Source organism: Actinomadura macra NBRC 14102, from assembly GCF_001552215.1.
In the GTDB taxonomy this organism is placed as follows: domain Bacteria; phylum Actinomycetota; class Actinomycetes; order Streptosporangiales; family Streptosporangiaceae; genus Spirillospora; species Spirillospora macra.
This window is the reverse complement of sequence record NZ_BCQT01000003.1, coordinates 236,576-262,168: the sequence shown is the minus strand read 5'-3', so window position 1 is coordinate 262,168 and position 25,593 is coordinate 236,576. Positions and strand designations below refer to the sequence as shown.

Below are 25,593 nucleotides of genomic sequence, written 5' to 3'. Positions count from 1 at the left end.
CCTTTCTCCACAGGGGTAGGAAGGTTGGACCGGGCACACTCATGTCAGTTGATGACCAGATCCCAGGCCACATGAGCAGCTTGGACGGCAAAGTGGTCTGCCGTCCTGTCTCCAGTGCTCAGTGCAGAGGAAGGGTGTTCAGGAAGGTCAGGGCCTGCTTCACGTAGGTGTTCGGGCGTTCCACCGTCGGCCAGTGGCCGCACTCGTTGAGGACGACCAGGTCAGCAGAGGGCAGGTGGCTGAGGAGTCGCAGCGCTTGTTCCAGGGGGACCATCCGGTCGTGGCGTCCGTGGAGGACGAGGGTGGGGACGTCCGCGAGGGTCGTCAGCGCCGCGAGGTTCGTGTGGGGGACGCTTCGCGAGCGCGACCAGGCGAGAGCATGCTCCGGTTCGGAGACCCGGAGGTCATGCATGGCGGTCACGAGTTCGTCGGTGACCAGCGCCGGGTCGTGGACGATCGCGGTGAGGAGGCGCCTGATGCGGTCCGGGTCCGGGGGGTTCGACTGGCAGTCCTCGAAGAGCCGATGGACCTCGCTCGGGAAGGGGGCGAGAAGGTACGGGTCGCCGCCGGTGGACGCTTCGCACGAACCGATGACGAGGGCCCGCACGCGCTCAGGCGCGATCAACGCCATGGTGAGCGCCACCGTGCCTCCGGTGGAGACGCCCATGACCGGGGCGGACGGGATGCCGAGGGCGTCCATCACGGCGAACGTGTTCCTGGCGTACAGGTCGTGGACGGGTTCGTTGAACACCGTCGGCTCGCTGCGGCCGAAGTTGGGGTAGTCGATCAGGATGCAGCGATGGGCGGCGGCGAGGTCGTCCACGATCCTGTGGTAGGTCAGCCAGGCGGTCGTCCCGGGCAGGGGACCGAACGCCTGAAGCATGATCAGCGCGGGCCCGTCGCCGACGTCGTGGTAGTGGACCCGTGCGCCGTCGACGTCGAGCGTGCGGCCGGTGGTGGGGCCGCCCAGGAGGGCGTGCACGGTCACGCCGGGACGCGCGGGGAGACGGGGCCGTCCGCGGAGTACTCGCTGCCCGGGACCTTGTGCCCCCAGTACGCCGTCGCACTGTAGGTATTGATCTTCCAGTTGGCCTCGTCGACGATGCGTCCGGCGCAGCCGTACTCGGTCTGCGAGCCGGAGGGGTTCCTCATGTAGAAGGACACCATGTGATCGTTGGTGTGCTTGCCGAGGGTCTCGGTGAGCCGGGCCATCCCCGCGTTGACCCGGTCCAGGGCCCGGCCGACCGTGTCGAGGTCGGCCACTTCGACCATGAAGTGGCCGAGGGACGGCGGCTCGTCGGCGACCTCGACGAACGCCAGGCTGTGATGCCGTGGATTCACGCGGGCGAAATGCACCCGGTTCGGGCCGAACTCGATGATGTCGCTGAGCCGGAAACCGAGCACGTCGAGATAGAACCGCTTGGCCGCGCCGGCATCGGCGACGTTCTGGAGGATGTGCCCGAGACCGAAGTCGCCCGTGACGAACGTGACGCCCAGCGGCGACACGAAAGGCTGTTCGGGAATGTAGGCGCCGCAGAAGAACTCAAGCTCGTTGCCATCGGGATCGGCGCACCTGACCAGCTGTTCGACGTTCCGGCGCCGGGCGAGCGCCGGGTCTTCGACGGCCTTCACGCCGGCGTCGGCAAGGTCGTTGCCCAGGCGCTCCAGCGCCGCGGGATCGGCCACCTCCCAGCCGGTGTACGCCAGGCCGTCGTTCTCGGCGGGCTCCACGGCCAGCCGCCAGCCCCGCTCGTCCATGCGCAGGAAAAGGGCTTCGCCGGACGCTTCGGAAGGCGCGTCGGCCACCTGCATGCCGAGGAGGTCGGTCCCCCACGTTCGCCACGCCGCAAGGTCGGTGGCATAAAAGCCGAGATACCCCAGTGCCGTGACTTCGCCCATCGCACAGTTCCCTTTCAACCCGTTGTCCTTTTCAACCCGTTGTCCCTGCCACCCCGTCGCGGTTCGCGCAGTCTCGGCGGCCGACGCCGGTGTCGCAACCGGCGCGATCCGTATTCCGGAACGTCAGCCGGCCGGGACCACGGCGAACCGGCGTGCCGCGAGCACCGGGTTCTCGTTCCGGACGGTGCTGAGCCGCTGTTCATCGATCAGGGTGGAGGCGACGCCGGTGCTCTCGCCGAGCCCGTCGATCAGGACGCCCTTGGGATCGATGATCATGCTGTGCCCGCAGCCCAGCGGCGGGGCCTGCCCGGCGGCCGCGACGTAGACGGTGTTCTCGATGGCGCGGGCGCGCAGGAGCGTCGTCCAGTGCCCTTCCTTGAGCGGGCCCGGCGCCCACTGCGCCGCGACGAGAACGACGTCGGCGCCCGCGTTGACCAGGGACCGCGTCACCTCGGGAAACCGCAGGTCGTAGCATGTCTGGGCGGCGAAGGTGACGCCGTCCACGAGCATCGGCCTCGGGGCCGACAGCTCCCCGGGCACCATCCACTCCGACTCACGGACACCGAACGCGTCGTAGAGATGCAGTTTGCGGTAGACGCCCTGGACGTCGCCGTCCGGACCGATCTGCACGAGGGTGTTGTGGATCCGGTCCGCTCCGGGGATCTGCTCGTTGACGCCGACCACGACGGCCAGCCCGTACTCCCTGGCCAGCGCCGCGACGCGCGTGACGAACGGCCCGTCGACCGGCTCGGCGGCGGCCACGATCCGGTGGTCGAGCGTCGGCGTCGCGAACGAGGCGTACTCGGGCAGTAGGAGAAGCCTGGCGTCGCGTTGGCTCGCCGACCGGATCAGCTCGCCGATCGCGGCGAGGTTGACCGCCTTGTCCTCGCCCGGAGAGAACTGTCCGACTGCCAGCGTCACCATCGTGCGCCCACCTTCGTGTCGAGGCGCCGCACCCGGGCCAGCGCCGATCGGAGCCCGTCGCCCAAGGCGCTGTACTCCATGGTCAGGGCGATCTGGTCGGCTCCATGCTCCAGCGCGAAGACCTGCTCCTGTTCGCTCCAGGCGGGGAATAGCCAGGGCTTGGAGGCCGCGGCGGCCGCCTCGGCGACCCGGGCCAGGTCCGCGAAGTCGCCGTCGGTCCGCCCGTACGCGCCACGTCCACGGCGGAGCGAGAGGTCCGAGGGCCCCACGAACACGCCGTCGACGGTCGGCAGTGCGAGGATCTCGGCGACCTGGTCCAGCGCGCCGGCGTCCTCGATCATGGGAAGGCAGCGGGTGCCGCGGTCCTGCCGGTGGACCCACGGGTCGTCGTAACCGCCATAGGAAGTGGTGCGGCCGCCCGCGAAGCTGCGCTCGCCGAGCGGCGGGAACTTGGCGTACCCGGTCACTTCTCGGGCGTGCTCGACGCCGAGGACATGGGGGATGACGACCGCGTCCGCTCCGAAGTCCAGGGCCTGCTGGATGGGCGCGCGCTCGGGTGCGAGCACCTTGGCGAGCACCTCAAGGCCGAGGGCGCGCAGGAACGGCACGAAGCGGTCGAGAACGGCGAGGTCGAACGCACCGTGCTCGATGTCAAGGATCACGGCGCCATAACCGGCCTGGCGGGCCATCTCGGCGGCCGCCACGTTCGGTGTGGACAGCCACACGGCGAACGCGCGGTCCGGGGCGGCGTCGGTCAGGATGTCGGGCATGCTGGCCTCCAGGGAGTCCGGTGGGGTCAGATGAACTGGGCTTGCCTGGCTATCCCGGCGGCCGCGTTGCGGACGGCCGTCGCGCAGGACGCGGGACGGAACCGATGGACCGGGCCGGTCACCGAGACGGCGGCGACGACCCGTCCGCGCCAGCCGAGGATGGGGGCCGCCACGCAGGTCAGGCCCAGGGTGTTCTCCTGCCGGTCGTACGACAGGTGGCGGTCGCGAACGGCCTGTAGTTCCACGGCCAGGGCGCGCGGCGTAACGATCGAGTAGGGCGTGAAGGGCCGCAGCCGCCGGCTCGCCCTGACCACCGTCTCGGTGTCGCTGAAGGCGAGCATCGCCTTGCCGAGGGCGCTGGCGGCGGCCGGGACGTGCCCGCCGACGCGAGACGGGCATCTGACCTGTTCGTGCCCGTAGATCTTCTCCACGTAGCGGACGTCGATGCCTTCGAGGACGGCCAGGTGCACCGTCTCGTGCGCATGCTCGTACAGGTCCAGCAGGTAGGGCAGCGCGGCCTCGCGCAACCGTTGCAGGTCAGGGCGGTTCGTCAGGGCCGCGAGCTCGGTCAGCAGCGGGCCCGGCGAGTACTGGGTGCCCGATTTGGCGATCAGCCCTCCGTCCACCAGAGCGGTCAGCAGCCGGTGGACGGTCGACTTCGGCATGTGGGCCCGCCGCGCCACCTCCGAAACCCCCAGCGAGGGCCGTTCGGGGGTGAAGGCACCGAGGACGGCGAGCGCCTTGCCCACCGACCCCGACGCCCGCAGATCCGCAGCGACGCCTTCCGCCAGCGGGGCGGCGTGCGTCAGTCCACGCGTCGCCCCGGCCAGGGGAAGGGGCGGCCTTTCGGAGAGTGTCGCGGTGTCGGTGGTCGAGGACGGCATGAGGCTCCTCCGGTCCGGTCCTGCGCGTACGGCGCGTATGCGCGTATGGCTCGACCCTGCTCCGAAGTCCTGACCGGCGACACGCGGGAACTACCCGGACACCTACCTGTTCACTCGATGTAGGAACGTACTCAACCGTACGTAACCGACCCTCCGTAACCGAGAGGGCGCGGTACGCTGGCCGGCCATCACGCCCGTTACCCGCCGGAACGCATTGACGTGCGGCCTCCTCGCGCATACTTTCGCTGGTATAGCGAGTCTTCGACGCTCGGGACGGCACGTTGGCGGCAAAGCTCAGACGATCCGACGGCAACCTCCCGCTAGAGCTCACCACATTCGTCGGCCGACGCCGCGAAGCAGTGGCGATCAAGCGGCTGGTGCCGCAGGCCCGGCTGGTGACGCTCATCGGTGTCGGCGGGGTGGGCAAGACCCGCCTCGCCCAGCGGGTGGCCGGCGATCTGCGCCGGGCGTTCCACGACGGCGTCTGGCTCGTCGAGCTGGCCGCGCTACGCGATCCCGCGCTGATCGCCCAGGTGGCCGCGGCCGCCCTCGGCCTGCACGACAGGTCCGCGGCCTGGAACGTGGACACGCTCGCCGAACACGTGGCGGACCGTCAGCTGCTGATGGTGCTGGACAACTGCGAACACCTGCTGGAGACGTCCGCCGGGCTGGTCGGGGCGCTGCTGCGCACCGCCCCCGGCGTCCGCGTGCTCGCGACGAGCCGCCAGCCGCTCGGCCTGCCGGGGGAGCATGTCGTCGCCGTGGATCCGCTGTCGGTGCCCGCCGCCGAGACCGCCGCGGCACCGGCCGACCTCATGCGGTACGAGGCGGTGAACCTGTTCGTGGAGCGGGCCACCGCGGCCGCGCCCGGCTTCGTCCTGGACGATCACAACGCCGAGGCGGTGGCGCGGCTGTGCGCACGCCTTGAGGGGCTGCCGCTGGGGATCGAGCTGGCGGCGGTGAAGATGCGGGCGTTGTCCCCCCAGCAGATCGTCGATCGGCTGGACGAGCGGTACGGCCTGCTGCGCACGGGCACGGCGGTCGGCGAACCCCGCCAGCAGACGCTGGAGGCGTTGTTCGACTGGAGCCACTCCCTGTGTTCGCCTGACGAGCGCCGGCTGTGGGCGCGGGTCTCGGTGTTCACCGGCGGGTTCGGTCTCCAGGCCGCGGAGGAGGTCTGCTCCGGCGACGGGCTTGACCGCGACCGGATCGCCGAGCTGCTCGCCGCCCTCGTCGACAAGTCGATCGTCGCGCGGGTGAGCGCGAACGGCGACGGGTCCCGCTACCGGCTGCTCGACATGATCCGCGACTACGGGCGGCGGCGGCTGGCCGAGTCGGGCGAGGAGGAGCCGCTGCGCCGCCGCCACCGGGACTACTACCAGCGGCTGGCCGAGCAGATCGCGGCGCAGTGGTTCACCGCCGAGGAGGTCGCCGCCGTCCACCGCCTCCAGGTCGAGTTCCCGAACCTGCGCGCGGCACTGGACTTCAGCGTCGACCACGACGAGCCGGGGCCGGGCAACGGCGGCCTCCGGCTGGCGGCGTCGCTGTGGTTCGGCTGGCGCGCGGTGGGCCTCGTCCGGGAGGGACGGCGCCGGCTGGACCGGCTGCTGGCGATCGACCGGTCCCCGACCCCCGAGCGGGCGCGCGCCCTCGTCGCCGCGGGCTGGCTGGCCGGCATCCAGGAGGACCACGAGACCGCGACCGCGATGTTCACGGAGGCACACGCGCTGGGGACGCGGCTTCAGGACGCGTGGGTCCTGGCCCACGTGGCCCAGTTCACCGCGCACCTGGCGATGGCCGAGGGCGACGTGGCGAGGGCCGCCGAACTGCTGGAGCAGGCCCAGGTCGCGCACCGCGCGGCCGACGACCGGGTCGGTCTCGCGATCACACTGGTCCGGCTGGGCCTCGCCGTCTCCGAGCTCGGCGATGTCGCACGCGCCTGCGCGCTGGCCGAGGAGTTCCAGGCGCTCGCCGAACGGCACAGCTCACGCCGCCTCGAAGCCTACGGCCGCTGGGCACTGAGCGTGATCATGTGGCAGGCCGGAGACGCGGGCCGCGCCGACGCCGAGGCCCGCCACAGCATCAGGCTCCACTGGGCCGACGACGACCAGCTCGGTGCCGCGTACGGGCTGGAGGTGCTGGCCTGGATCGCCGCCCGGGAAGGGCGCGCCGAGCGCGCCGCGTTCCTGCTCGGCGGGCTCCAGCAGCTGTGGCAGCGGCCGGGCACCCCGCTCGCCGGGCACGCCTACCTCACCGTCCACCACCGCGACTGCCAGGCCGACGCCCGCGGCGCGCTGGGCGACACCGCGTTCGACCGTGCGTTCGCCCAGGGGGGCCGGTGCGGCCATGACGCGCTCATGGCGTACGCGCTGGAAGAGTCCCGCAAGGCGGCGGAGGCGCCGCCCGAGCCCGCGGACGACGCGCCGGAGCTGACCCCCCGCGAACGGGAAGTGGCGGAGCTGGTCGCCCAGGGAATGACCAACAAGCGGATCGCGGCGGCGCTCGTCATCGCCCCGCGCACCGCCGAGGGCCATGTCGAGCACATCCTGACCAAGCTCGGCTTCACCTCACGCGCGCAGATCGCCGCCTGGTACACCGGGCAGCGCGCCACCACCTCGCACGCGCCCTCCGCCTAACGCTCCCCCGCCAATCGCGCGCCGGGATAGCGCGCCCCGGCATGAACCGCGCCCGCGCACAACACTCCCGCGCAACAGGGCCCGGCGTTCCGTCGGCCGGAAAGTATCGGTTGCGGTTCCGCCCCCCAGCGCGGACTGTCGCTGCATTCACATCGCAGCGCCGGTCATCGCCCGCGCTACCAGGCAAGAAAGGGGGTGAGCGGTTCTGAAGGCCCTCAACGAGAGCGCCCGGACGCCATCGTCCGGTGCGGCGTGGTGGCAGTTCGCCGCGCTGGCTCTGTTCGTCGCCGTCGTGCCCTTGACCCTCGGATCGACCGCCTACATCAGCCTGCTCACGCTGGCAGGGATCTGGGGCGTCGCCGCGGTCGGCGTCTCGCTGCTCGCCGGGCTGGGCGGCCAGTTCACCTTCGGCCAGGCCGGGCTGGTGAGCATCGGCGCCTACGCCAGCGCCGTCGTCACGGCCGAGCACGGCGGCCACCCGCTGCTCGGCGTGCTCGCCGGGATCGCGATCGCGGTGGCCGTGGCGCTGGTGACCGCGCCGATCCTGCGGCTGCGGGGCTGGTACCTCGCGCTGGCCACGCTCGCCCTCGGCCACCTCGTCCTGCATCTGGAGGTCACCCTGACCTCCGTCACGGGCGGCAACGACGGGATCACCGGGATTCCGCCGCTCGGCGCGTTCGGCCTGACGCTCGGCGGGGAGACCGCGTACTTCGTGGCGAGCTGGACCACCGTGGCGCTGTGCATGCTGCTCGGCCGCAACCTGGCCGCGTCGCGGTTCGGCCGCGCGACCCGCTCCGTCCAGGCCGACGAGGACGCGGCCCGCGGCCTGGCCGTCCCGGCCCTGCGATACAAGACCGCGATGTGGGTGCTGGCCGCGGCCATGGCCGCGGTGTCGGGCAGCCTGTACGCGCACTACTCGCAGTTCGTCTCGCCCGCCGACTTCGGTGTGGACCACTCGATCACGCTGTTCGTCGCGGTCCTGCTCGGCGGGTACCGGAGCGTCTTCGGCACCCTGGTCGCGCTGGGGTTCCTGCTGTCGCTGCCCGAGCTCGGCGGCACCCTGTCCACCCCGCTGCTCACCGCGCTCGCCCTGATGATCGTGTACGCGCTCTCGCCCGCGGGGCTCGCGGGCCTGGCCGAGCAGGCGGCCCCCGTCGCGCGCCGCCTGACAAGGAGGCACGGGCATGCTTGAGATCGACGACCTCGACGTCCGCTTCCGCGGCGTCCACGCGCTGCGCTCGGTCACGGCCCGCATCGACGACGGCGCCGTCGTGGGCTTGATCGGCCCCAACGGTGCGGGCAAGTCCACCCTGGTCGGCTGCATCGCCGGAACGGTCGGGCCCACCTCCGGATCCGTCCGCTGGCGCGGGACGCGGCTCGACCGGCTCTCCAGCGAGCGGATCGCCGGGCACGGCATCGCCCGCACCTACCAGCACGCCAGGCTCTTCCACGGGCACACCGTGCTCGACAACGTCATGACCGGCGCTCACCGGCTCGGCTCCCACGGGATGCTCCGCGCCATGGTCCGGGCACCCGGGCTCCGCCGCGACGAGATCCGTATCCGGGACCACGCCGAGGAGGCCATGGCCGCCGTGGGCGTGCACCACCTCGCCGCGGCAGCCGTCGACGACCTGACCGCCGGGCAGCAACGGCTCGTCGCGGTGGCCCGGGCCCTGTCGTCCCGCCCGGCCTTCCTGCTGCTGGACGAACCCGCCGCCGGGCTGACCGACGCCGAACGCGACGTGCTGCTCGCCGACCTGCGGCGCTACTTCGCCCAGCACCGGGTGAGCGCGCTCGTCATCGAACACCATCTGGGGTTCCTGATGGAGCTGGTGTCCGACGTGATCGTGCTCGTCCGCGGATCCGTGCTCACGCGGGGCACGCCGGACGCCGTCCGGGCCGACCCCGCCGTCATAAAGGCGTACATCGGTGTCTAGGCGACTTGAACTCCACGGCGTCTCCGCCGGATACGACGGCGCGCCCGTCCTGCACGACATCGACCTGACGGTCACCGCGGGCAGCGTGACCTGCTTGCTCGGCGCCAACGGCGCGGGCAAGAGCACCACGGCACGCGTAGCGGCGGGCCTGCTGTCCCCCACCGCCGGGACGGTCCGTCTCGACGGCGCCGACATCACCGGGCTGCCCGCCCACCGCCGGGTCCCGCTCGGGGTGGTCATGGTGCCCGAGGGCCGTCATCTGTTCGGCGAGCTGTCCGTCCGCGACAACCTCGTGCTCGGCGCGTACCGGAGGCCGTCCGCCGGACGGCAGGGCGACCTGGACCGGGTCATGGACCTGTTCCCCCAGCTGGTGGCGCTGCTACGGCAGCCCGCCGGGGACCTGTCCGGCGGCGAGCAGCAGATGCTCGCCATCGGCCGGGCGCTCATGGCCCGCCCCGCTCTCCTCATCCTGGACGAGCCGAGCCTGGCGCTGTCGCCGCTGCTGGCGCGGACCATCCTCGGCAGGACACGGGACCTGGCGGACGACGGCGTCGGCGTCCTGCTCATCGAGCAGAGCGTCACCGGTTCCCTCCAGGTCGCCGACACCGCGGTCGTCCTGGAGAACGGCCGGGTGGCGATGTCGGGGCCGGTGGCCGAGATCCGCGACGACCCCCGTGTCGTGGCCTCGTACCTGGGAGGCGTCGTATGACCACCTTGCTCCAGCTCACGTTCGCGGGGCTCAGCATGGGGGCGGTGTACGCCCTGATCTCCCTCGGCTGGACCGTGCTGTTCCAGGTGGCCAGGATCTACAACCTGGCCCAGGGCGCCTTCGTGGTGGTCTCGGCGATGACCTACATCAGCCTCACCGACGATCTCGGCTGGCCCGTTCCGCTGGCCATGGCCGGATCGCTGGCCGTGTGCCTCGTGCTGGGACTCGTCCTGTACGGGGTGATCCTCAACCAGCGGACGGCCCGGGGCGAGGCCGGCCCGATCGTCATGTCCCTCGGGTCGGCACTGGTGATCGCCGAGACGCTCCGGTACGTGTGGGGCGTCGACGCGCGGACGGCGCCGGCGTTCCTGCCCACCGGTACGGTGCGGATCCTCGGGGCCACCACCGTCCCGCACGCCCTGCTGCTCTGGGCGGGCACGGCCGTGATGTTCGGTGCCGCGTGGCTGATGTTCCACCGGACCCTCCTCGGCAAGGCGCTGCGGGCCTGTTCGGAGAGCGCCACCGGCGCGCGGGTCGTGGGCATCGACCCCCGCCGGATGCGGCTCGCGGCGTTCACCATCGCGGCGCTGTTCGGCGCGGTCGGCGGCATCCTGCTCGCCCCGCTCATCGCCGTCAGCCCCCATGAGGTGCTGCCGCTCGGCATCTTCGGCTTCATCGGCGCCGCCGTGGGCCGCTGGCGCTACCTGCCCGCGGCCGCCGGGAGCGTGTCGCTGGGCCTGATCACCAGCTATGTCGGCGGCTACGGCGCCACCAGCTGGCAGAACGCGGTGCTCTACGGATCGGTGATCGTGGCCCTTCTGACGATGCGGCAACGCCGCCCGGGCCACCGCCCGTTCCCCGGCGTCCGCGACCGCATCCGCCGCGACCCGGCCCCGGTCGCGGAGGCCGCCACGGAACCCGCTGGTTCCTGACCCCGTCCGGCTCCCTCCCCGACTCTCCCCACCCCCTGGCCACCAGCAGTCTTGGAGACAGCCCATGCGCGCCACGTACCGTAACCGTGCCCTCACCCTCACCTCGTCCGCGGCGGCCCTCCTGCTCGCCGCCGGCTGTTCGGCGGCGTCGGGAGACGACGACGGCCCGATCGATCTCGGTGTGATCATCGAGAAGACCGGACCGCTCGCCGTCCTCGGGCTGCCCGAGCTCGACGCCATCAACCTGGCCGTCAAGCAGGTCAACCAGGCGGGCGGCGTCCGCGGCCGGACCGTCCGGCTCGTCGTGCGCGACTCGGAGTCGCAGCCGGCGGTCGCCGCCGCGGCCGCCCGCGAGTTCGCCCGCCGCAAGGACGTCCCGGCCGTGCTGGGCACCGCCACCGGGGCCGGGTGCAGCGCGATGAACGCGATCCTGGAACCGAAGGGCGTCATGCAGTTCTGCCTGTCGCCGATCGCCACCCGCGTCCAGCCACTGATCTTCTGGGCGCAGGGCTCGCTGGACGAGTACCACGTCTTCCTCACCCCCTACTTCGCCCACAAGGGCATGACCAGGATCGCCCTCGTCCGCACCGCCGACGCCACCGGCGACGCGATGGAGAAGATCGCCCGCGATCTCACCGTCCGCAACCCCAAGATCAAGCTGACCGGGGTGGAGACCTTCCAGTCCGGTGCCACCAACGTGCAGACCCAGCTCATCCGGCTGCGCGGGCAGCGGCCCGACGTCGTCATCGCGGGCGCGTCCGGCGCCAACCTGCTGCCGATCACCCAGGGCATGAACGCGCTGGGCATGAAGATGCCCCTGGTCGTCGGGCACGGCGCGGTGGCGCATTCGGTGCTCAACCTCGTCAAGGGCTCCATGGTGCCCGGCGGCATGGTCGCGGGCGTCCACTGGGTCAACCTGCCCGTCGCCGAGATCCCGGCGTCCGTCCCGAACCGGGACACGATCCTGAAGTTCCGCGCCGCCTGGCAGGCCACCTACGGCGCCAAGCCGACCGGGCACTCCGAGGCCGCGGCGTTCGACGCCACCAACCAGATCCTCGACGCGCTGAAGGGCGGCGCCGGCACCGGCAAGGAGATCGCCGCCCACGTCGAGAAGAGCAGATCCGTCGGCGTCCTCGGCTCCTACACCTACACCAAGGACGACCACCAGGGCCTCGGCTACTTCCCCGGCATGCTCCGGTTCGGCACCGATGGCCAGTTCCACCTCGAATACCTCGCGAAGTAAAGAGAAGCGGAGGAGACATCAGTGGCGACCCATGTGATCGTCGGTGCGGGGCTGGCGGGCGGCCGCGCCGCGGGGACGCTCAGGGAGGAGGGGTTCGACGGGCGCGTGATCCTCATCGACGCGGAGCCGCACCCGCCGTACGAGCGGCCCCCGCTGTCCAAGGAGCTCATCCTCGGTACCAAGGAGCCCGCCGACGCCCGCCTGTTCCCCGAGCCCTTCTACCAGGACAACGACATCGAGCTGCTGCTCGGCGCCGACGTGGCCCGGCTGGTGCCCGAGGAGCGGCGGGTGGAGCTGGCGGACGGCGCGTCCGTCCCGGCCGACAAGGTGCTGCTGACCACCGGCAGCCGCCCCCGCCCCCTGCCCGTGCCGGGGGCGGACCTCGAAGGCGTCCACCACCTGCGGACCCTGGACGACGCGCAGGCGATCCGCGCCGCCCTCCAGGACGGCGCCGCCCTCGTGGTCGTGGGCGGCGGCTTCATCGGCGCGGAGCTGGCCTCGTCCGCCCGCGCGCTGGGCAACCGGGTGACCATGGTGGAGCTGGACCACCTGCCGATGCGGCGCGTCCTCGGCGACGACATCGCCGAGCTGCTCACCCGCCACCACCGCGAGCGGGGCGTCCGCGTGATCACCCAGGCGGGGGTGGAGCGTTTCGAGGGCGGCGGGACGCCCGGCCGCCGCGTGCGGCGGGTGGTCACCACCGACGGGCAGTCGATCCCGGCCGACCTCGTGGTCGTCGGGGTCGGCGTCCTGCCCAACGACGAGCTCGCCGCCCGCAGCGGACTCGCCGTCGGGGACGGTGTGCTCGTCGACGAGTACTGCGCCACCTCGCACCCGGACGTCTACGCGGCCGGGGACGTCGCCCGCCACCCGAACCCGGTGCTGGGCGGGCCCGTCCGGCTGGAGCACTTCCAGAACGCCCAGAACCAGGGGATGGCGGCGGCCCGGTCGATGCTCGGCAAGGGCGAGCCGTACGCGCAGGTGCCCTGGTTCTGGTCCGACCAGTACGAGCTCAACATCCAGATGTCGGGCCACCCTCGTCCCACCGACACGGTCGTGTGGCGCGGCGAGCCCGACGACATGCGGTTCACGGCCTGTTACCTGCGAGACGGCGTACTCGTGGCCGCCATCGGCGTCAACCGGCCGCGCGACGTACGGGCCGCCACCGGGCTCATCGCCGCCCGCGCCAGACCCGACGAGAACCTGCTCGCCGACACGAGCGTCGACATCCGCCGCACGACACCACGGGGAGAATCATGATGACCAGTCAGAACACCGCATCCCAGCTCGTGCGCGCCTGCGCCGTGGACGAGCTGCCGCCCGGCGAGATCCGCCAGGTCCCCGGCAATCCGCCCATCGCCGTCTACAACGTCGACGGCGAGTTCTACGCGACCGCCGACCTGTGCACCCACGGCCTCTCGTCGCTGTCCGAAGAGGGCTACCTGGAGAACGGCGAGATCGAATGCGGGTGGCACCTCGCGAGGTTCTGTGTCAGGTCCGGCGCCGTCAAGGCCCCGCCGGCCTCGATCCCCCTCGCCACGTACGAGGTGAGCGTCATCGACGGCGATGTCTACGTGGCCACGACCGCCTCCTGACGCGGTGGGGCAGGCGCTCAGACGAAAAGTTCGCCTAGTACGGGAGGCATCCGGCGCCGTCCGGCGCGCGAACCATGGGTGATCGGGCCGCAGCCCGGTCACCTGTCGACCGAAGGACGCGAGATGCCCCTGTCGCTCATCCGTTCTCTCCGCCGCCGGCGGTCCGTCACCAGCACCGCAACGCCCCGGTCGGGCCGCCGTCGCGGCACTCGCATCGTCACAAGCCTGGCGCTGGCGGCGGCGGACCGCATACACGGACTTCTTGTTCACCCGGATCGAGGACACCGGCCTGCCCGGAATCCTCGACCCCCTCAGTGGTGACTTCGTCTTCGCCACCGCGTCCGAACAGGGGATCCGCGCCGGCGGCACGATCCGGATCTTCGAACCGTTCCTCACCGTGAACGACGTCGGGCTGTTCGGCGGGGCGAGGCTCAACCGGACACCCACCCGGCAGGATATGCAGCAATTGATCCTGCTCCACGAGTTCGGCCACCTCACCGGCGTCACGGAGCACAAGCGGAACGAGATCGCGCCGATCAACGCCAAGATCGCGGACGATTGCCTGGGGATGGTCTCGCACTGACCGCCCGTCCAGGGCGGACCGCCTATCCGCCCTGGCAGGCCCCGACGCTGAGGTAGGGGTGACCCCATGCCCTCAGGCCATCGCGGGGGCACCGCGACGGCCGGAGGGCATGGATGCTCTAGCGGCCCTCCTCGAAGATGGGGAAACGTATCCCCGCCGTCATCCCGCCGTCCACGACCAGGGACGCTCCGGTGATGAACGACGCGTCGTCGGAGGCGAGGAAGAGCGCGGGCTTGGCGATCTCCTCGGGCCAGGCGAAGCGCCCCATCGGGTTGAGGGTGTCGATCATCTTCTCGTGCCCCGGGTAATCACGCAGGTAGGAACGGATGCGGGGCGTCATGGTGCTCCCCGGGCACAAGGCGTTCACCCGGATGTTGTCGCACGCGTAGTCCATCGCCATGTTGCGAGTGAGGAGGACGACACCGCCCTTGCCCGCGCTGTAGGCGGCGCAGCGGTTCTCGGCCAGGATCCCCGCCGTCGACGAGACGTTGACGATCACGCCGCCGCCGGCACGGCGCAGCTCCGGCAGGACGTGCTTGGAGCAGCGGTAGACCGAGGTCAGGTTGGTGTCGATGATGCGGTACCAGTCGGGGTCCTCCATCTCGTCGACGCTCTTGAGGAGGTTGACCCCGGCGACGTTGAAGAGCGTGTCCACGGACCCGAAGGCGTCGAGCGTGGCGGTGACCATGGCCTCGGCGGTCTCCGGCAGGTTGACGTCGGCGGCGAGCCACACGGCCTCGCCGCCGCCCGCGCGCACGGACTCGGCCACCCGTCGTGCCGCGGCGGCGTCGAGGTCGGCGATCAGCGCGCGCCCGCCGTCGCGGCACCACTCGCGGGCGATCGCCGCGCCGATCCCGGCGCCCGCCGCGGTGACGATGCAGGTGCGCCCGGCGAACCGCGCCCCGCGGTTGTCTGATTCGCCCATCGGTCTCCTCAGACCATCTCCATGAGGCCCCGGTGCCCCCACGCGAACCCGGGCTGGAGCAGGTAGTGCTCGGTGTCCCAGGTCCCGGGGTCGATGGTGCGGGGCGCCCACCCGTACTCGAAGTGCCAGCCGGACGGGTTGCGGAAGTAGAAGGAGAAGGTGCGGTCGTTGTGGTGGCGTCCCGGCGAGGTGCTCGTGATCTGCCGGTCCTGGCACACGTCGTGGCTGTAGCCGACGTCGTCCATGGTGACCGTCTCGAACATGACGTGCTGGATCTTGCGGGGCGCGCCGGGGATGTTCATGAACGCCAGGGAGTGGTGCCGGGGGTTGCAGTGCAGGAAGGCCGCAAACAGGCCCGCCCCCGGGATGCTGGCGAAGTCGGTCACGCCGAAGCCGAGCACCGTGACGTAGAAGTCCGCCGCGGCCTTGACGTCGGGCGCGTACAGGACCACGTGGCCCATGCCGAGCTCGCCGGTGCGGAACCCCTCCAGGTCGCGGGTGGGGCGGAAGCGGGGTCCGTGCAGCATCTCGTGGCCGACGACCAGTTCCATGCGCACGCCCGAGTGCGGGCAGACGAAGTGGACGAGCTCCAGGACGCGGCGGTCCGCGGCCTCCTCGGGCTTGCCCGCGACGACCGTCACGCCGTGCCGCTCCAGGGCGGCGGCCGCGGCCTCCAGCGCGGCGTGGTCGGCGACCTCCCAGCCGACGTAGGCGACGTCGTCGCTGTGCCCGGCGCGGACGGCCAGGCGGTGGTGGCGGTCGTCGGACCGCAGGTACAGGAGCCGGTCGTCGCTGTCGGAGCCGATCTGGTGGCCGAGGATCTCGGTGCCGTAGCGCCTCCATCCCCTGAGGTCGGTGGTCTCACCGACCACGTAGGAAAGCTGGTTCACAGCGCTCATCGAAGGTTCCCTTCCGGGCTCGGTCAGAGCGGGTAGACGAGGTAGCGGGTGGGCGTGCCGTCGAGGTAGACGCGCTTGTCGGCGAAGAGCGGCCCGGTCTCGGTCAGCCGGACGTGGTCGTCGTAGTGGCCGCTGGTGAGGATCGCCGGCGGGCCGTCGGCCTCGGTGTAGGTGACCACCACGTTGGCGCGCACGCGGTAGGCGTCATCGCCGACCGCCTCGGTCCGGGTGCGCTGGATGAGGTGGCGCGTCCGGTACGGCTCGATGGTGCCCGCCCACACCTCGGTGACGAACTTGACGCGGTCCAGCAGCCTGCCGCGGCAGTCGTCGAGCATGTACGCCAGCGGCAGTCCGCGTTCGGCGTTCTCCAGGCTCTGGACCGTGTAGGCGCACTCCTCGGTGAACAGATCCGGCCAGCGCTCCCACTGCCGCTCGTCCACGGTCTCGGCGTACGCGGCGTACAGCTCGTCCAGCATCGCGGTGTGGTCGGGACGGACGGCGGGCCGCGCGCAGCGGCGCCCGGTGCCGGTGGCCACGGTGTCACCTGTCACCGCGTCACCTGTCACCGCGTCACCTGTGGTGGTGTCAGCGGTCAAAGCCCATCACCTCCCTGTAGTGGGCCCACCCGATGGTGTTGGCCAGTTCGTCGTTCTGCGTCGCCTGTTCGAGCGGCCGGTCGGCGCCCTTGACGAACCGCTGGTACCCGTCGTCGCCCGAGGTCTTCTGGACGCGGCTGAACACGGCGGCGTCCTCGATGGTGATGAAGCCGCTGGGGCCCAGCAGGTTGGACGCCTGCCGCACCCGGTGCTCCGCGTACTCGGGGGTGTCACCCTCGTGCCCGAAGAACGCGTAGTGCACCTCGGTGCGGTCCACGCCCAGGGGGCGGGCGAACCGCACGTTGATGGTGTCCAGGTGCTTGGTGACGACCGTGACCGGACGCAGCGCCACCACGCGGGCGCGGTCGTCGTCGCCGCGGAACTCCACCACGCTCGTGTCGGCGAGGTATCCGTTGTCGACGTACCGGCGGCTCTGGTACTCGACGCACAGGTGACCGACGGGCTGGGTGATGATCACCTTGCCGCTGCCGCCCTGCCAGCCGAGCATCCGGAAGCCGGTGTGCAGCAGCGGCGCGTGGTAGAAGTCGTTGTCGAAGTAGGTCTTCCAGTTCGTCCGGTAGACCACCTTCTGGTAGCCGAGCAGGGTGAGCCGTCCGTCGTCGAGCATGCAGTCGCCGAGCGGGCTCGCCGCCTCCCCCAGGAACTCCGTGAGGGAAGGCGCCTGGGGGGAACGGGTGACGAAGACGAGCCCGGCGAGCTGCTCGACCCGCAGCGTGGGAAGCGCGTAGTCGTCGGGCGTGAAGTCGGCGCGGAAGTCGCGCTGTCCCGGCGCCCCGCGGAAGCATCCCTGGTTGTCGAACAGCCACCGGTGGTAGGGGCACTCGAACTCGGCGGCGACACCGGACGCGCGCTGTTCGAGCATCGTCCCGCGGTGCGTGCACGTGTTGACGAACGCGCGGACCACACCGTCCTGCCCGCGCGACACCAGCAGCGGCACACCGCCCAGCCAGGTGGTCTTGAAACTGCCGGGCTCCGGCAGCTCGGCAAGGTGGGCCACCGGATGCCAGTACGGCCCGTTGAAGATGCGGCGCAGTTCCTCCCGGTAGATCACCTCGTCCGCGAAGATCTCCTTCGGCAGGTCCAGCGGGTTGGTGAAACGCGCCGCGACCTTCGCGCGGACGGCCTCGTACTCGTCCTCGTCCTCGGTGTTCTCCGCCGCGCCCAAGGGCATGGCCGTCGTCATCGCGCCTCCCGTGATCCCGCGGGCTTGATGTTGGCGTTGAGGTGGAAGACGTTGTCGGGGTCGTACTGGGTCTTCACCGCCGCCAGCCGTGCGTACTTGGCCGCGCCGTAGGCCGCCTTCACGCGGTCCTCGTCGTACTCGGACATGAAGTTGATGTAGCTGCCCTTGCCGACCGCGTGCGGCGCGAGTTCCTCCCAGTAGTTGCGCACCCAGACGCGGTCGGTCTCGAAGGACTCCCGGTCGGGACAGACGGCCGTGACGTTCACGACGTATTTGCCGGTACGGCCGCCGCTGAACGCGGTGGACTCCTCCTGGACCCGGTGGTATTCACCGGCCATGACGAGGATCGGGGTGAACGACAGGTGCGCCGTCTTCTTCGGCTGGTGCTCGACCATGATGTCGATGACCTCGTCGGTCAGCTCGTTGAAGTGCACGGCCTTCTCGTAGGAGTAGGCGCCCCACGGCCCGGTGTGGTCGAACATGCCCTGGAGCCGGGTGTAGGGGATCGCCTCGACGTCCTCCACCGCCGGCGGCAGGTCCTTGTTCGCACGGACCGGGGCGATGGCGCGGGCATGGCTCTCGGCGTCCCCGAAGCCCACCACCGCCAGAAGCCATCCGGGCTTGTCCCGCAGTTCCTCGGGGACGAACGGCGCGTTGGGCGCGTTCGTCCCGGCGATGAAGGCGCCGCAGTCGGCGGGCAGGGTCGGGACGAAGTCGCGGGCGAACCGCAGCGCGTCCCGCCCCTGCTCGGGCCTCCAGAAGAACATGGCGAAGTTGACCAGCGGCCCGACCGGCGTGAGCCGGTACGTGAACGCCGTCACGACCCCGAAGTTGCCGCCGCCGCCCTTCAGCGCCCAGAGCAGCTCCGGCTCGGACTCCTCCGAGACGTGGTGCACGCTGCCGTCGGCCGTCACCACCTCGGCGCCGATGAGGTTGTCGCAGGTCAGACCCGCGAGCGTGCACAGCCAGCCGATACCGCCGCCCAGCGTGAGCCCGGCGATACCGGTGTGGCTGATCATCCCGCCGGGCACCGCCAGACCGTGCGCCTGCGTGGCGGCGTCCAGTTCCCCCCAGTTCACGCCGCCTCCGGCGACGGCGGTGCGGGTGGTGGGATCGACCGTGACCGACTTGAGCGGCGACAGGTCGATCATCAACCCGCCCTCCGTGAGCGCGAACCCGGAGAACCCGTGGCCACCGCCGCGCACGGACACCTCAAGCCCCGCACCCCGCGCGTACTTCAGCGCGGCGGCGACGTCATCGGTTCCGGTGCACCGCACGACGATCGAGGGGCGACGGGTGATGGACCCGTTCCAGATCGCCACCGCCTCGTCATAGCCGGGCTCACCGGGCCTGGCCACCGTGCCCGCCACGGAGGCGCGCAGTTCCTTCTCAGCCGGGTCGTCGAAATTCATGGCGCCTCCTGCTTGGGTGGGTGAATGCGTTGTTCGGACGGCTCGCGCGGGACCCAGTCAGGTCTGCTGAGCAGGTAGGTCACCATGCGCGAGGGAAGGGTCAGCGCGGACTCGATCTCGTCGCGGTCCGCCGGGAGCCGGCTTCGCGGCCTCCGGTCGCCGCCGTCGCGGACCGTGGTGAGCCACTCGGGGTCGATGACCGCCGCGCGCCCCACGGCGACGAGGTCGGCTCCCGCCGCCAGCGCGGCCAGCGCGTCGTCCGCGGTCCGGACACCCCCGCTGGCGATCACGGCGCAACGCCCCGCGACGGCACCGGAGATGGCGGTGATCGGATTGCGTTCCTCCGTGACCGCGTCGCCGGTCGCCGTCCAGTCGCGGTCCTCGCGCTGCGGGGAACGCCTACGGAAGTCGTCCATCGAGATGTGGACGTAGTCGACGCCCGTGTCGGCCAGCCGTGAGCTCAGCTCCGCCGCGTCCTGAAGCCGGAAACCGCCGGGCTCGGACTCGAACGGGTTGACGCGGAAACCGAGCACGGTCCGCGGGCCGAGCGCGTCGCGGACCGCCGCCGCGACCTCCAGGGGGAACCGCATGCGGTGCGCCTGGTCGCCGCCCCAGCGATCCGTCCGCCGGTTGGCGCGAGGGGAGAAGAACTGGTGGAGGAGGTAGTGGTTGGCCCCGTGCAGCTCGATGCCCCCGAAGCCCGCCCGTTCGCCGCGCAGGGCGGCCTCCACGAAGCGGTCCCGAAGCCCGGACACCTCCGGCCCGGTCAGTTCGCGAGGTGTGTGCGCGCCCGGCCGCAGTGAGGGCACGGCCGACGGGGCGCGCAGCCCCGCAGGGCCGACCAGTCCCGGCAAGGCGATGCGTCCGCCGTCATAGAGCTGGAGGACGGCGAGGCCGCCGCCACCGGCCATGGCCGCCGCGACGGCCCGCAGGCTGTCGATGTGCGTATCGTGCGCGGCGCCGATGCCCTGCCAGGAGCGGCCGTCCTCGGCGACATACGCGCACGAGGAGATCGTCATGGCGAACGGGTTGGCGCACCGGCGTTCGAGATACTTCAGCTCCGCCTCGCTGACCCCGCCATCGGGTTCGGCGGAGTCGGTCGTCATCGGGGCCAGCACGAAGCGGTTCGGCAGTAGTGCCCCGGATTTCAGCCGTAGCGGTTGCCACGGCGACGTGGTGCCCATCTCACTCCCTCGGTGGGCTCAGAAGAACACGCTGAGGTTCTTGGACAGCACGACGTTCTGGTCGAGCAGGATCGTGCGAGCGGCGATCTGGAAGGAGTCGCCGACCGGACGGAGCACGTCCTGACGCTCGCCCGCCCAGATGTCCACCTCGGTTTCGAGGCGGTTGCGGTAGACGATGAAGTTGGACCGCACCCGCAGCTCGGGCGGCCCGTCACCGTGCCCGTCCCCGACGGGAGCGACCCGGACGTTCGTGACGAGGTGACGGCAGCGCGAGGGCGGGTCCTCGGCCCAGTGCTGCCCGGACCTCATCTGGTTCACCCGCATCTTCAGCGCGGCGTGGTCATCGTCGATGAGGGCGATCTCGATGCCCTCCGGCGCCTCGTCCGCCGTGCGCTGGCGCCGCAGCCGGTTCTTGCGCAGCGGCATCCAGTAGCGGACGTCGGCGGCGAACAGCTCCAACCACTCGTCCCACAGCCAGGTGTCGAGCAGTTGCGCCTCGTCGTAGAGGAACCGTTCGACCCGGTAGTGCAGCACCATCGCGTCGGTCGTGGTCGGTGCGCCGGTGACCTGGTCGAGACTCATCGGACACCCCCGGTGGGGCTCGACGAGCCCTCGGTCAGCCCGAGATCCTGGGGCTCCTCAGGGATGCTCGGCCACGCGTCGCTGATCATGAACTCCAGCCACCGCCGGTAGAAGGCGCGCTGCCCGTCCTCGCCGAAGAACGAGTCGCCGTACTCGCCGGGGAACTGCTCGTGCTCGCGCGTGCGACCGCGTCCCATCTCGTAGTTCCAGGCCATCTTCCTTGCCTGGTGACCGTGTTCGAGGATGTTCCCGATCAGGCCCCAGTTCTCGCCGTCGTCGGTCTCCACGACCCCCGCCGGCCCCTCGGTGAACGACGCCGAGACCTGCTGGGCCCGCCTCGCGGCCTCGGGTGCGTCCTTGTCCACGACGGTGAAGGACCAGATCTCGAACTTGTTGGGCCCCTTGGGGTGCCAGACGCGGATGTTGGCCGAGCCCGGCAGCCCGGAGAACGTCGGGAACGCCGTGAAGTTGGCGACGAACTCCGCCCGCTCGCCCACCCGCTCCCGGGCGGCCCGGCTTCTGGCCTCGTTGTACTGGCCGAGCGGGTCGTCCTCGAAGCGCGTCAGCCGCTCGAACAGGAAGCTCTCACCGTGGCCCTCGCGCATCGCCACGTGCCCGCCGTCCTTGCCCGCGAACGCGGGGCCGAACATCAGCAGCGACGAAGCATGGCTGGTCGGCGCGTGGTAGGTGTCGCCCACGAACTGCTCGGCGGCCAGCTTCCAGTTCGCGTTGATGGTCCACTTGACGACGCCGGGCAGCACCTCGATGCCGTTCTCGGTGTGGTCGACCCAACCGTCGATGTAGTACTTCAGATCGCCCAGATACTCGGCCAGGGGCGGGGCCGACGCATCGAAGTTCCCGAAGATCAGACCCTTGTAGCTGTCGATCTGGGCGACCTTGACCAGGCCGTTCTCCTTCAGCGACAGGTCGTTGTAGTAGGCGTCGTCCAGGTTCGGCACCCCGACGAGCTCACCCGCGCTGTCGTAGGTCCAGCCGTGGTAGGTGCACATGAACGTGCGGGTGTTGCCGGACTCGGCGCGGCAGACCTTCATGCCGCGGTGCCGGCAGACGTTGAGGAACGCCGCCACCCCGCCGTCGGGCTGCCGCACCACGAGAACCGGGTCCCCGCCCATGTACGTGGCGAAGAAGTCATTCGCCTTGGGAATCATGCTGTCATGGGCCAGAAAAAGCCAGGATCGACCGAAGATCTTCTCCTGTTCCAGCCGGTAGATCTCCGGATCGATGAAGATCTCAGGGCTGATGAGCCCCTCTTTCCAGTTCACCAGCGATGACAAGTACTCCGCGTCGACGGCCACCGATGGGCCTCCTTTCCTTGCATTCCAGCAGGTTCTCCCGACCAGGTCGTGCTCATCGAACGCGGGCCGTCCAATACCGTCCAGCAGGGTGTTCTGCCCTGAGGAACAACACGCGGAAAACGCGCGCCGCGGACCCGGATCAGCTGATCGCTCCCGCCGGGAGGCACAGGTCATCACCCCGGTGGCTCGCGGCGACGACGGCGGCCAGGAGAACAGCCCGCTCCATCACGTCCAACGGCATGGACGACTCGGGCCGCCCCCCGATCCCGGCCGCACGCGCCGGGGTGATCGGAATATGCACGAATCCCGCCGCCACAGCAGTGTCCCGGGTGAGGTGCCGCGCGGTATAGAACGCCTGATTGCACAGAAACGTACCGGCGGTGTTGGACACATATCCGGGAATGTCCTCGGCCGTCCACCGGGCCACGATCGCCTTGATGGGCAACGTGCTGAAATAGCCGTCCGGGCCCTCCGCGTGGACGGGTTCGTCCACCGGCTCCTCCCCGCCGTTGTCGGGGAGCGGAAAATCCCGCACATTGATCGCGACCCTTTCGAGCGCGGGTGCGGTACGTCCGGGGGCCACCCCCGTCAGAACGAGCGCGTCCGGCCGGTACCGTTCGAGCGCGCCGGCTATCGCACCCTCCACCCCCCGGGTGGTGACCGGCAGCACCAGCCCCCGCACGGTGACGCCGCCGTTCTGCCGCCCGTCCAGCCGTTCGGCGATCGCGCCGCTGGGATTGTCGGTCTCCTCCGCGTACGGCCCGAATCCCGTGACGACCACGACGCTCACGACACCGCGGCCGTTTCCCTGCGCCGCAGGAACCCGTCGAGCGCCGCGAGGAAGTCGTCGGGACGCTCCTTCATGACCGATGACTGGGTCAGCCCCGGGGCGATGAAAAGCTCGGTGTGCGGAGACTCCTTGTGCCAGACGAACGCGTCGTCGACGGGATGGACGGAGTCGTCGTGGTCCCCGCGGCACACCAGCGTCGGCACCGTGATCTCCGCCAGGTGGGGCCGCACCGTGTAGTACTCCTGGAACCGCGCCCCGCTTCGGGTCTCGCCGTAGAAGCCCACGACGTCCCGCCAGTCGTCACCGTGCAGGTCGCGCCATTCCCTCGCCTGCTCGCTGTCGTCCTCGACCACCGCGAAGACGTTCTTGAGCGCGGCGTTCCCGTGCGCGCTGAGGCCGGTGATCGGCGCGTCCACGATAAGCGAACGAAGCCGCTCCGGCCGCTCCAGTGCCAGCCGTCCGGCGACGCGGGTGCCGAGGGACACCCCGGCCACGTCGGCGCGGTCGACGCCGGCGGCGTCCAGCACGCGCCACATGTCCTCGACCCAGACCTCGGGTCGCTCCAGCGGCGCGACCCGCTGGCTGCGGCCCAGCCCGCGCAGGTCCGGCATGATCACCCGCCGCTTCTCGGCGAGCCGCCGGGGCAGGTCATCGAACCATCGTCCGGACGCGGCCGCCCCGTGGATCAACAGGAGCGGGTCGCCCTCCCCCAGATCCTCGTAGTAGATCGTGACACCGTCGGCGTCCATGGTCGCCATCGCTCATCCTCCGCTCGTTCGGCAACGGGGATGTTCGGCACCGGGCCCGTCCCGCCGCAACGCGGTCGTTCCGGGGGACGGCACATTCACTGATTCGTTCCGATCGCCGGAAAGGCGTGCTGGCCCGTCCGACCGCCCTGGTTCACCGTGCCGGAGACCGACAGGAGGCCGAACGTGGAATCAGTTCGAAACGGCATCGACGAGCAGGCGACCTGGCTGTTGCGCGCCGAAGACACCGTCACCGACCGCGAGCCGCTCACCGACGAGATGCCCGACCTCGATCTCGCGACGGCCTACCGGATCCAGGACGAGACGCTCTGCCGCCGGATCGAACGGGGCGAGGCGCTCATCGGCGTCAAGCTCGGCCTCACCTCCCAGGCCAAGCAGCGGCAGATGAACGTCGACCGGCCGATCACCGCATGGCTCACCGACGCGATGGCGCTCCCGGCGGGCAGCGCGCTCCCCTGGGAACGCCTCATCCATCCCCGGGTCGAACCTGAGATCATCTTCGTCATGGGCCGCCGCCTGGCCGGTCCCGGGGTGACCGCCGCCTCGGCCCTGGCGGCCGTCGACCGCGTCTACGGCGGTCTGGAGATCATCGACAGCCGCTATCGCGACTTCCGCTTCACCCTGCCCGATGTCATCGCCGACAACGCGTCCTCGGGCTGCTACGTCACCGGGCCGCTCTCCGCCTCAGCCGCCGCCCTCCACCTGCCTCTGGAGGCATGCAACCTGGAGGTGAACGGCAAGATCGCCGCGACCGCGACCGGCGCGGCCGTCCAGGGGAACCCCGCCGAGGCGCTGGCCATGGCCGCGAACTCGCTGGCCGAACGGGGCCACGCCATCGAGGCGGGCTGGACGGTCCTGACCGGAGGAATGACGGACGCGATGCCCCTGACCAAGGGCTCCACCGTCACGGCCCACTTCACGCATCTCGGAGCAGTTACCCTGACCTGCTGATCGCCCATCCGGTCCGCGCAGCGGAACGGAAAGCACACTGCCATCAATAAGCAAATGTCAAGAGCATCTTGACGGTAGGTAGTTCGTCAAGCGAACCTTGACGGATGAGCGATTCCATGGATCTGTCCCGCGCATCGCGGATTCGCCTCGCGCTGAGCCACGCCGCCGCGGACCTGGCCGACCGCGCCACCGGCTTGACCCGTACGGGGACCGACGGAGGTCCGGGCGACGTCACCGAGGAGGCGCAGCGACTCGTCGCGGCGGCCGAGCAGGTCATGCAGCTGGCCGTGCTCTACGACCGGCGCCGCGGCGCTCCCTGGGCGGCCATCGGCGAGGCCCTGGGCGAGGTGTCCAAGCAGACCGCGCACGAGCGCTATGCCGAGGCCGACAAGAACGTGGACGAGGCGATCATCGAGCACTGGCTGACCGGCGACGCGGGGACCGCCGGCCTGCCGTCCGGCGCCGAGGCATCGCCGGAGACCCTGACCCGGCTGGACGAGTGGACCGCGGAGCGATACCGCTACGTCGACGTCATCGACGACGACCCCGACCACCAGGTCTCGGCCGGGCTCACACCGATGAGCACCGCCGAGCACGCCGCGATGATCACCGCCGCCGAGGCGCTGCTGCTCAAGGCGGCCGCCTCGGGGGGACCCGCCCGCCACCAGGCCCTGGAGATCGGCTACGCCCGCCGTAAGGTGGAGCGGTACGAGCGGCTCATCGCCGACGAGACCGCCGCCCCCGGCATCACCGGCACTCCGCTTCCCGAACTGCGCGAACGCCTCGCCGGAGCGCGCGCCCGCCTCACCGAGGTCAAGACCGGCATCCCCAGCCGCGAACATCCCGCTACCTGAC

General features: G+C 70.8%; 26 protein-coding genes. 11 read left to right on the top strand and 15 right to left on the bottom strand.

What is annotated here, in order from left to right; translation table 11 throughout:
* Positions 1-118: 118 nt before the first annotated feature.
* The 5 genes from AMA02S_RS04895 to AMA02S_RS04875 form a co-directional block, all read right to left on the bottom strand.
* The gene (locus AMA02S_RS04895; RefSeq protein ID WP_218004846.1) at positions 119-988 is read right to left on the bottom strand and encodes an alpha/beta fold hydrolase; all 870 of its coding nucleotides are present in this window, start codon (positions 986-988) and stop codon (positions 119-121) included.
* Complete coding sequence (locus AMA02S_RS04890; protein ID WP_067452181.1) at positions 985-1,899, bottom strand: VOC family protein; 915 nt, start codon at positions 1,897-1,899, stop codon at positions 985-987. Before AMA02S_RS04890 ends, AMA02S_RS04895 begins: the two co-directional genes overlap by 4 nt.
* Before the next feature lie 123 nt (positions 1,900-2,022).
* Complete coding sequence (locus tag AMA02S_RS04885; RefSeq protein WP_067452179.1) at positions 2,023-2,823, bottom strand: carbon-nitrogen hydrolase family protein; 801 nt, start codon at positions 2,821-2,823, stop codon at positions 2,023-2,025.
* The gene (locus tag AMA02S_RS04880; protein ID WP_067452175.1) at positions 2,817-3,593 is read right to left on the bottom strand and encodes an HpcH/HpaI aldolase family protein; all 777 of its coding nucleotides are present in this window, start codon (positions 3,591-3,593) and stop codon (positions 2,817-2,819) included. The genes AMA02S_RS04885 and AMA02S_RS04880 overlap by 7 nt, the downstream gene beginning before the upstream one ends.
* A gap of 26 nt (positions 3,594-3,619) precedes the next feature.
* Positions 3,620-4,477 carry an IclR family transcriptional regulator gene (locus AMA02S_RS04875; RefSeq protein WP_084264617.1) on the bottom strand — a complete coding sequence of 286 codons (858 nt, stop codon included), beginning with the start codon at positions 4,475-4,477 and terminating at the stop codon, positions 3,620-3,622.
* Positions 4,478-4,836: 359 nt separating this feature from the next.
* Here AMA02S_RS04875 and AMA02S_RS04870 point away from each other — a divergent pair, with 359 nt between their 5' ends.
* From AMA02S_RS04870 to AMA02S_RS04830, 9 genes are all read left to right on the top strand, one after another.
* Positions 4,837-7,113 carry an ATP-binding protein gene (locus AMA02S_RS04870; RefSeq protein ID WP_245667359.1) on the top strand — a complete coding sequence of 759 codons (2,277 nt, stop codon included), beginning with the start codon at positions 4,837-4,839 and terminating at the stop codon, positions 7,111-7,113.
* Between the two features lie 298 nt (positions 7,114-7,411).
* Positions 7,412-8,305, top strand: a complete 894-nt coding sequence (locus tag AMA02S_RS04865; protein ID WP_218004845.1) for a branched-chain amino acid ABC transporter permease — start codon at positions 7,412-7,414, stop codon at positions 8,303-8,305.
* Positions 8,298-9,050, top strand: coding sequence for an ABC transporter ATP-binding protein (locus AMA02S_RS04860; RefSeq protein ID WP_067452169.1), 753 nt, complete (start codon positions 8,298-8,300; stop codon positions 9,048-9,050). The genes AMA02S_RS04865 and AMA02S_RS04860 overlap by 8 nt, the downstream gene beginning before the upstream one ends.
* A complete protein-coding gene (locus AMA02S_RS04855; RefSeq protein WP_067452166.1) occupies positions 9,043-9,759 on the top strand; it encodes an ABC transporter ATP-binding protein in 717 nt (238 codons plus the stop codon). The genes AMA02S_RS04860 and AMA02S_RS04855 overlap by 8 nt, the downstream gene beginning before the upstream one ends.
* Complete coding sequence (locus AMA02S_RS04850; protein WP_067452163.1) at positions 9,756-10,691, top strand: branched-chain amino acid ABC transporter permease; 936 nt, start codon at positions 9,756-9,758, stop codon at positions 10,689-10,691. The genes AMA02S_RS04855 and AMA02S_RS04850 overlap by 4 nt, the downstream gene beginning before the upstream one ends.
* 64 nt (positions 10,692-10,755) lie before the next feature.
* A complete protein-coding gene (locus tag AMA02S_RS04845; protein WP_067452159.1) occupies positions 10,756-11,934 on the top strand; it encodes an ABC transporter substrate-binding protein in 1,179 nt (392 codons plus the stop codon).
* Between the two features lie 21 nt (positions 11,935-11,955).
* The gene (locus tag AMA02S_RS04840; RefSeq protein WP_067452156.1) at positions 11,956-13,194 is read left to right on the top strand and encodes an NAD(P)/FAD-dependent oxidoreductase; all 1,239 of its coding nucleotides are present in this window, start codon (positions 11,956-11,958) and stop codon (positions 13,192-13,194) included.
* On the top strand, positions 13,191-13,529 hold the full coding sequence (locus AMA02S_RS04835; RefSeq protein ID WP_245667358.1) for a non-heme iron oxygenase ferredoxin subunit: 339 nt from the start codon (positions 13,191-13,193) through the stop codon (positions 13,527-13,529). The genes AMA02S_RS04840 and AMA02S_RS04835 overlap by 4 nt, the downstream gene beginning before the upstream one ends.
* A 262-nt stretch (positions 13,530-13,791) precedes the next feature.
* On the top strand, positions 13,792-14,112 hold the full coding sequence (locus AMA02S_RS04830) for a hypothetical protein (RefSeq protein WP_067452150.1): 321 nt from the start codon (positions 13,792-13,794) through the stop codon (positions 14,110-14,112).
* A gap of 118 nt (positions 14,113-14,230) precedes the next feature.
* Here AMA02S_RS04830 and AMA02S_RS04825 read toward each other — a convergent pair whose 3' ends face one another.
* The 10 genes from AMA02S_RS04825 to AMA02S_RS04780 all read right to left on the bottom strand — a co-directional run bounded on the left by AMA02S_RS04825 (position 14,231) and on the right by AMA02S_RS04780 (position 23,778).
* On the bottom strand, positions 14,231-15,037 hold the full coding sequence (locus tag AMA02S_RS04825) for an SDR family NAD(P)-dependent oxidoreductase (RefSeq protein ID WP_067452147.1): 807 nt from the start codon (positions 15,035-15,037) through the stop codon (positions 14,231-14,233).
* 8 nt (positions 15,038-15,045) lie between these two features.
* Positions 15,046-15,936 (bottom strand): VOC family protein, encoded by an 891-nt coding sequence (locus AMA02S_RS04820; RefSeq protein ID WP_067452144.1) that lies wholly within the window; start codon positions 15,934-15,936, stop codon positions 15,046-15,048.
* 23 nt (positions 15,937-15,959) lie between these two features.
* Positions 15,960-16,532 (bottom strand): aromatic-ring-hydroxylating dioxygenase subunit beta, encoded by a 573-nt coding sequence (locus AMA02S_RS04815; protein ID WP_218004844.1) that lies wholly within the window; start codon positions 16,530-16,532, stop codon positions 15,960-15,962.
* A complete protein-coding gene (locus AMA02S_RS04810) occupies positions 16,522-17,736 on the bottom strand; it encodes an aromatic ring-hydroxylating oxygenase subunit alpha (protein WP_218004843.1) in 1,215 nt (404 codons plus the stop codon). Before AMA02S_RS04810 ends, AMA02S_RS04815 begins: the two co-directional genes overlap by 11 nt.
* Complete coding sequence (locus AMA02S_RS04805) at positions 17,733-19,148, bottom strand: FAD-binding oxidoreductase (protein WP_067452141.1); 1,416 nt, start codon at positions 19,146-19,148, stop codon at positions 17,733-17,735. Before AMA02S_RS04805 ends, AMA02S_RS04810 begins: the two co-directional genes overlap by 4 nt.
* Entirely contained in the window at positions 19,145-20,332 is a 1,188-nt protein-coding gene (locus AMA02S_RS04800; RefSeq protein WP_067452136.1) for an oxidoreductase, read from the bottom strand. The genes AMA02S_RS04805 and AMA02S_RS04800 overlap by 4 nt, the downstream gene beginning before the upstream one ends.
* An 18-nt stretch (positions 20,333-20,350) precedes the next feature.
* Positions 20,351-20,914 (bottom strand): aromatic-ring-hydroxylating dioxygenase subunit beta, encoded by a 564-nt coding sequence (locus tag AMA02S_RS04795; RefSeq protein ID WP_084264612.1) that lies wholly within the window; start codon positions 20,912-20,914, stop codon positions 20,351-20,353.
* Positions 20,911-22,230, bottom strand: coding sequence for an aromatic ring-hydroxylating oxygenase subunit alpha (locus AMA02S_RS04790; RefSeq protein ID WP_067452131.1), 1,320 nt, complete (start codon positions 22,228-22,230; stop codon positions 20,911-20,913). Before AMA02S_RS04790 ends, AMA02S_RS04795 begins: the two co-directional genes overlap by 4 nt.
* Before the next feature lie 139 nt (positions 22,231-22,369).
* Entirely contained in the window at positions 22,370-23,020 is a 651-nt protein-coding gene (locus AMA02S_RS04785) for a pyroglutamyl-peptidase I (protein ID WP_067452129.1), read from the bottom strand.
* The gene (locus tag AMA02S_RS04780; protein WP_067452127.1) at positions 23,017-23,778 is read right to left on the bottom strand and encodes an alpha/beta fold hydrolase; all 762 of its coding nucleotides are present in this window, start codon (positions 23,776-23,778) and stop codon (positions 23,017-23,019) included. Before AMA02S_RS04780 ends, AMA02S_RS04785 begins: the two co-directional genes overlap by 4 nt.
* Before the next feature lie 174 nt (positions 23,779-23,952).
* Here AMA02S_RS04780 and AMA02S_RS04775 point away from each other — a divergent pair, with 174 nt between their 5' ends.
* Positions 23,953-24,738 (top strand): 2-keto-4-pentenoate hydratase, encoded by a 786-nt coding sequence (locus tag AMA02S_RS04775; protein WP_084264608.1) that lies wholly within the window; start codon positions 23,953-23,955, stop codon positions 24,736-24,738.
* 104 nt (positions 24,739-24,842) lie between these two features.
* Positions 24,843-25,592 (top strand): hypothetical protein, encoded by a 750-nt coding sequence (locus AMA02S_RS04770; protein WP_157430387.1) that lies wholly within the window; start codon positions 24,843-24,845, stop codon positions 25,590-25,592.
* Position 25,593 lies beyond the last annotated feature (1 nt).